General features: G+C 66.4%; 6 protein-coding genes. 2 read left to right on the forward strand and 4 right to left on the reverse strand.

The window, feature by feature from the left end; genetic code table 11:
* The 4 genes from qcrB to ctaE all read right to left on the reverse strand — a co-directional run.
* On the reverse strand, positions 1-1,292 hold a 1,292-nt coding region (gene qcrB / locus R1101_RS0115245), incomplete at its 3' end, for a cytochrome bc1 complex cytochrome b subunit (RefSeq protein WP_016934257.1).
* Complete coding sequence (gene qcrA, locus R1101_RS0115250) at positions 1,289-2,416, reverse strand: cytochrome bc1 complex Rieske iron-sulfur subunit (RefSeq protein ID WP_026003315.1); 1,128 nt, start codon at positions 2,414-2,416, stop codon at positions 1,289-1,291. The genes qcrA and qcrB, both read right to left, overlap by 4 nt.
* Positions 2,413-3,249, reverse strand: a complete 837-nt coding sequence (gene qcrC / locus R1101_RS0115255; RefSeq protein WP_085996974.1) for a cytochrome bc1 complex diheme cytochrome c subunit — start codon at positions 3,247-3,249, stop codon at positions 2,413-2,415. Before qcrC ends, qcrA begins: the two co-directional genes overlap by 4 nt.
* A gap of 100 nt (positions 3,250-3,349) precedes the next feature.
* Entirely contained in the window at positions 3,350-3,964 is a 615-nt protein-coding gene (gene ctaE, locus R1101_RS0115260) for an aa3-type cytochrome oxidase subunit III (protein WP_026003317.1), read from the reverse strand.
* A gap of 174 nt (positions 3,965-4,138) precedes the next feature.
* Here ctaE and R1101_RS0115265 point away from each other — a divergent pair, with 174 nt between their 5' ends.
* Positions 4,139-4,594, forward strand: a complete 456-nt coding sequence (locus R1101_RS0115265; protein ID WP_026003318.1) for a hypothetical protein — start codon at positions 4,139-4,141, stop codon at positions 4,592-4,594.
* Between the two features lie 66 nt (positions 4,595-4,660).
* Positions 4,661-5,569, forward strand: a 909-nt coding sequence (gene trpD / locus R1101_RS0115270) for an anthranilate phosphoribosyltransferase (protein ID WP_016934262.1), incomplete at its 3' end; no start/stop codon positions are given.

Here is a 5,569-nt window from a genome sequence, read left to right on the forward strand (position 1 = left end):
CAGAACCGGTACGCGATGTAGTAGGCGAGCGGCGGGAGCAGGACCAGACCGATACGGCCCATCCAGGTCGTCGCGTTGATCGAGATATCGAACTTGTACGCGATGATGTCGTTGACGCACATGATCGTGGCGACGGCGTAGAACGCCAGGGCCATGAACCCGAGCCCGGTACGGACCGGCACGTCGCGCGGACGCTGCAGCAGGTTGTGGTGCGCGTCGTCCTTCGTGAACTTCTTCTCGATCCACGGGTAGACCGTGAGAACGACGAACACGAGGCCCATGATCAACGCGATCCAGAACGGCTGCGGGATCGTGTACCGGTTGAACAGGTACAGCTCCCAGGCCGGCCAGATACGCGCCATGCCGTCCGTCCACATCATGTAGATGTCGGGCTGGGAACCGGCGGAGACCTGCGACGGGTTGTACGGGCCGATGTTCCAGACCGGGTTGATCTGCAGCAGGCCGGACATCAGGGCGAGGACCGCGAAGGTCATCGCGAAGAAGGCACCCGACTTGACGGCGAAGACCGGGAGGATACGAACACCCACGACGTTCTGCTCCGTGCGGCCGGGGCCGGGGAACTGCGTGTGCTTCTGGTACCAGACCAGCGCGAGGTGCGCGGCGATCAGGGCCAGGATGATGCCCGGGACGAGCAGCACGTGCAGCACGTAGAAGCGCGGGATGATCAGCTCACCCGGGAAGTCGCCACCGAAGATCGCCCAGTGCATCCACGAGCCGATGATCGGGATCGACAGCGTGATGCCGGAGAACGCGGCGCGGAGGCCGGTACCGGAGAGCAGGTCGTCGGGAAGCGAGTAGCCGAAGAAGCCCTCGAACATCGCCAGGATGAGCAGCAGGGAGCCGATCACCCAGTTGGCTTCGCGCGGGCGCCGGAATGCACCGGTGAAGAACACGCGGAGCAGGTGGACGACGATCGACGCGGCGAACATCAGGGCTGCCCAGTGGTGGATCTGTCGCACGAACAGACCACCGCGGACCTCGAAGGAGAGGTTCAGGGTCGTCTCGTAGGCACGGGACATACCCACACCGCGCAGCGGCGTGTAGACACCGTCGTAGACGACGTGCGCCATCGACGGATCGAAGAACAGGGTCAGGAAGACACCAGAGATCAACAGGATGATGAAGCTGTAGAGCGCGATCTCACCCAGGAGGAAGGACCAGTGGGTGGGGAACACCTTGTTGATCTGGCGGCGGATGCCGGCGGACAGATGGTAGCGAGAATCGAGATTCTCGCCGATCTGTGCGGCGCGGGACGGGGTTGCAGTACTCACGGGCGACGCTCCCAGAATGCCGGACCGAGTGCCTCGATGAAGTCGCCGTTGGCGACCAGGAAGCCCTCTTCGTTCACTGTAATCGGAAGCTGCGGCAGTGCGCGAGCAGCGGGACCGAAAATCGGCTTGCCGTACTCCAGTGCATCGAACTGCGACTGATGGCACGGGCACAGGATGCGGTGCGTCTGCTGCTCGTAGAGCGAGGTCGGGCAGCCGAGATGCGTGCAGATCTTCGAGTACGCGAAGTAGTCGCCGTAGTTGAAGCTCTCCTGGCCCTTGCGCTTGACGACACGCTCGGTGTCCTCGGTGCGCAGACGGATGAGCATGACGGCGTTGCGGATGCCGCGCAGGCTCTGCAGCAGGGCGTGATCGTCTCCTCGATCGGACTCGCGGAACGGGAAGACCGTCTCCATGCCGCCGGCGTCGAGGTCCTCCGGGCGCACGAGGACGATGTCCTGGGGACGGCCGGTGTCACGACGCAGGTAGATCGTCTCGCCGGGGTAGCGCGGGGTCCAGCCCGACACCCACAGCGACGACTCGTCGCCCTCGGCCCACGGGTTCTTGATCAGGCCACCGAGCGGCATGATCAGGCCCAGGCCGAGCGCGCCGCCACCGAAGATGGCAGTGCGCTTGATCAGCTTGCGACGCGGCAGGGTCGACGTGTCGAGCGAATCGGAGAGCTCGGCGACGATCGTCTTGCGATCGACCTCGGAGGATCCGCCGTCGTGCCGATCCTGGATCGACACCTCTTCGGGGATGAACTTCTTGGTGAACTGCACCGCGCCGACACCGATACCGAGGATCGACAGACCGAGGGTCAGTCCGAGCATCGGGGTGTAGAGGCTGTACCAGCCGTAGTTCTCCTCGCCGATGCCCTGGTACTCCCACGGCCAGAACAGGTAGATCGCGATGAACGCGAGACCCGAGATGCCTGCGAGGGCGAACCAGAAGGCGACGTTGCGCTCGGCCCGCTTCTCGGCGCGGGTGCCCTCGACGGGCCACCGGTCCTTGCGGAACGCGACGTCGACGCCGTCGAGGTTGGTTCCGAGCGTGACGAGGTCGTCCCGGCTCATCCGGTCGAGATCTTCGACCGTGTGCTTGTTCGGCGTTTCGCCGCCACTCATGACCTTGCTCCGATCCACAGCGCAGCGCCGACGACGGCGACGATGCCGACGACCCACATGGTCGGCCCTTCGGCACCGGGGCCGAAGCCGCCGAGCCCGTAGCCACCCGGGTCCCTCGTCTCACTTGCGGACTTGATGTACGCGATGATGTCCTGCTTCTCCTCGACCGTCAGCTGACGGTCGGAGAACTTCGGCATGTTCTGGGGGCCGGTGAGCATCGCGGTGTAGATCTGCTGCTCGCTGGCCGGATCCAGGTTCGGTGCGAACTTGCCGGACGACAGCGCGCCGCCGCGTCCGGTGAAGTTGTGGCACGACGCGCAGTTCTGGCGGAAGAGCTCCGAACCGCGTCCGATGTCGTTGCCGCGCAGCGACGACTGGGCGATCTCGCCGTTCTCGTCGCGGATGACCGTCGGGCCTCCACCGTTGGCCTGGATGTACGCGCCGAGCGCGTCGGTCTGCGCGGCGTCGAACTTCGGGTCCTTGCGCAGGGCCTGGGCCTCGTTGCGCATCATCGGCATGCGGCCCGAGGAGACCTGGAAGTAGACGGCGGCCTCGCCGACGCCGATGAGGGTGGGACCGCGGTCCTGGACACCCTGGAGGTTGACGCCGTGGCAGGTCACGCAGGAGGTCTCGTAGAGCTGCTGACCCTCGCGGATCAGAGCGCTCCGGTCGTCCTGCGCCGTGGCCACCTGCGGGGCAGGCGTCAGCGCGGAGGCGATGAAGCCTGCGCTGAGGAGACCGAGCGCGAGGACCAACGCTCCGGTGACGCGCCGGCGCATCTTGCGCTGGCGGCGGGACTTCGCAGCATCGGCTGCAGAGGATCGACCGGGCATGTCACCCTCGGAGGCGAGAGGTGGGGATGAACTCATCTGTATCCCTTTTTTTATGTCGGGACGGACTGGACGTCAGGGGGCTGCCTGGGCGTTCAGCTGGCTAACGGATGAAATAAATCGTGGCAAACAGCGCGATCCAAACGATGTCGACGAAGTGCCAGTAATACGAAACGACGATGGCTGCAGTGGCCTGTGCGGGCGTGAACTTGCTGACCTTCGTGCGGAACAACAGGAACACGAATGCGATCAGGCCGCCGATGACGTGCAGGCCGTGGAAGCCGGTGGTCATGTAGAACACCGAGCCGTACACGCTGCCCGGGATGGTCGTGCCGTCCTTCACCAGGGTGATGTACTCGTAGCCCTGGCCGAGCACGAAGAAGGTGCCCATGGCGAGGGTGACGATGTACCACCGTCGCAGGCCGAAGACGTCGCCGCGCTCGGCGGCGAAGACGCCCAGCTGGCAGGTGAAGGAGGAAGCGATCAGCACCGCGGTGATCGGTACCGCCAACCACAGGTTCAAGTGGGTGGGCGGGGGCGGCCACATGCCCTCCGGGGCCTGTGCCCGTGCCACGAAGTACATGGCGAAGAGCCCTGCGAAAAACATGAGCTCACTGGACAACCACACGATGGTGCCGACGCTGACCAGGTTGGGCCGGTTCAACGAGTGCACGCGCTGTGTGATTGCAGATCCTGAAGTCCCTACTGCGCTCGTCACGCTGGCTAGTATGACCCGTCGTAGTACGTCTTGGGCAATCGGGGCCGAAATCGGCGCGTCAGTGCAGGTCTCGAACCCGAATTTCACCAGGTGGGTGCGCGGTGACAGGCACTCGGGAGGTTGCCGCACGGAGCAATTCCGAGGGTCGGGAAGGTCACGTGGGATCGTGAGTGCATGAGTACCGGAAAGGGTCTTCGGGGATGGCTGCGCTCCCTGGTGGGGCGGAGCGCCGAGCCGCTCGACGCGAACCGCGCCGACCTTGTCGTGGTCGTCTCGTCCTTCGACGACGCCGAAGCCTGTTCCACGGCGCTGGATCGCGGGGCCGGGACGAGCCCGTCGTGGCGGTCCGAGGACGAGGCCGTTCTCCGGCATCACCTGGCGTTGCCCGCGGACGCGGTGGACCGGGCCGCGGAGCTGGCCGGCCAGGACGGCTACGTCGTGGCCGGGACCGGCGACGGGGACGTCCCGCCCACGGCCGTGGACGGTGCTTCCGTGATTCTGCAGCGCGTCCAGATCCTCGACGCCCTGCACTGTGCGCAGGAGAAGTCGCGCATGGCCTCGCTCGCGCAGCGGCTCGGCGGAACGGCCCTGGGGTGGGACGCCCTGCAACCGCAGGACTCCGCTGGCTAAGCTGACCGGTCGGAAGAGGGCACGCCGGTGCCCGGTGAGGAGCGAGATGCGGCGAGGGCAGGTGCGATGAACGCGACGCGAGACGCGGACGAGGTGACCCGGAACTGGCCCTCCGTGCTGGGAGCGCTCACCGCCGGACGGAACCTGTCGGCCGACGAGGCGCGATGGGCGATGAGCGAGATCTTCTCCGACAACGCCACGCCGGCCCAGATCGCAGCATTCGGTGTCGCGCTGAAGATGAAGGGCGAGACCCCCGACGAGGTGCGGGCACTCGCCGACACGATGCTCGACTACGCCCGGCTCGTTCCGGTCGACAGCGACGTCGTCGACATCGTGGGCACCGGTGGCGACCGCGCGAACACCGTCAACATCTCGACGATGGCCTCGCTCGTCGTGGCCGCGGCGGGCATCCGGGTCGTCAAGCACGGCAACCGTGCCGCCTCCTCCAAGAGCGGAGGCGCCGACGTGCTCGAGGCTCTCGGCGTGCACATCGACCTGGGGCCCGACGAGGTGGCCCATTCGGTCGCCGAAGCCGGGATCGGATTCTGCTTCGCGCCCGTCTACCACCCGGCGCTGCGATTCGCGGCCGCACCGCGCAAGCAGATCGGGATTCCGACGGTCTTCAACGTCCTCGGTCCACTCACCAATCCGGCCCGGCCGGGTGCCGGTCTGATCGGGTGCGCCTTCGAACCGCTCGTCCCGACCGTCGCGGGCGTGCTCGCGCAGCGCGGCAACTCGGCGCTCGTCGTGCGCGGCGACGACGGACTCGACGAACTGACCACCTCCACGACGTCGCGCGTGCACATCGTCCACGGCGGGAAGGTCCGGGTCGTGACACTCGATCCGCGCGATCTCGGTATCGACCGGGTTCCGCTCGAGGCGCTCCGTGGTGGCGATGCCGCAGAGAACGCGGCGATCGCGCGGGCCGTCCTGGCGGGGGACAAGGGCCCTGTACGTGATGCCGTGCTTCTCAAC

Source organism: Rhodococcus sp. R1101 (assembly GCF_000278445.1).
GTDB classification, from domain to species: Bacteria; Actinomycetota; Actinomycetes; order Mycobacteriales; family Mycobacteriaceae; genus Rhodococcus; species Rhodococcus gordoniae.

Bases quoted from the DNA above. Each gene is read 5' to 3' on its own strand.
- R1101_RS0115265 (WP_026003318.1), top strand. From the start codon at position 4,139: ATGAGTACCGGAAAGGGTCTTCGGGGATGGCTGCGCTCCCTGGTGGGG.
- qcrC (WP_085996974.1), bottom strand. From the start codon at position 3,249: ATGCCCGGTCGATCCTCTGCAGCCGATGCTGCGAAGTCCCGCCGCCAG.
- qcrA (WP_026003315.1), bottom strand. From the start codon at position 2,416: ATGAGTGGCGGCGAAACGCCGAACAAGCACACGGTCGAAGATCTCGAC.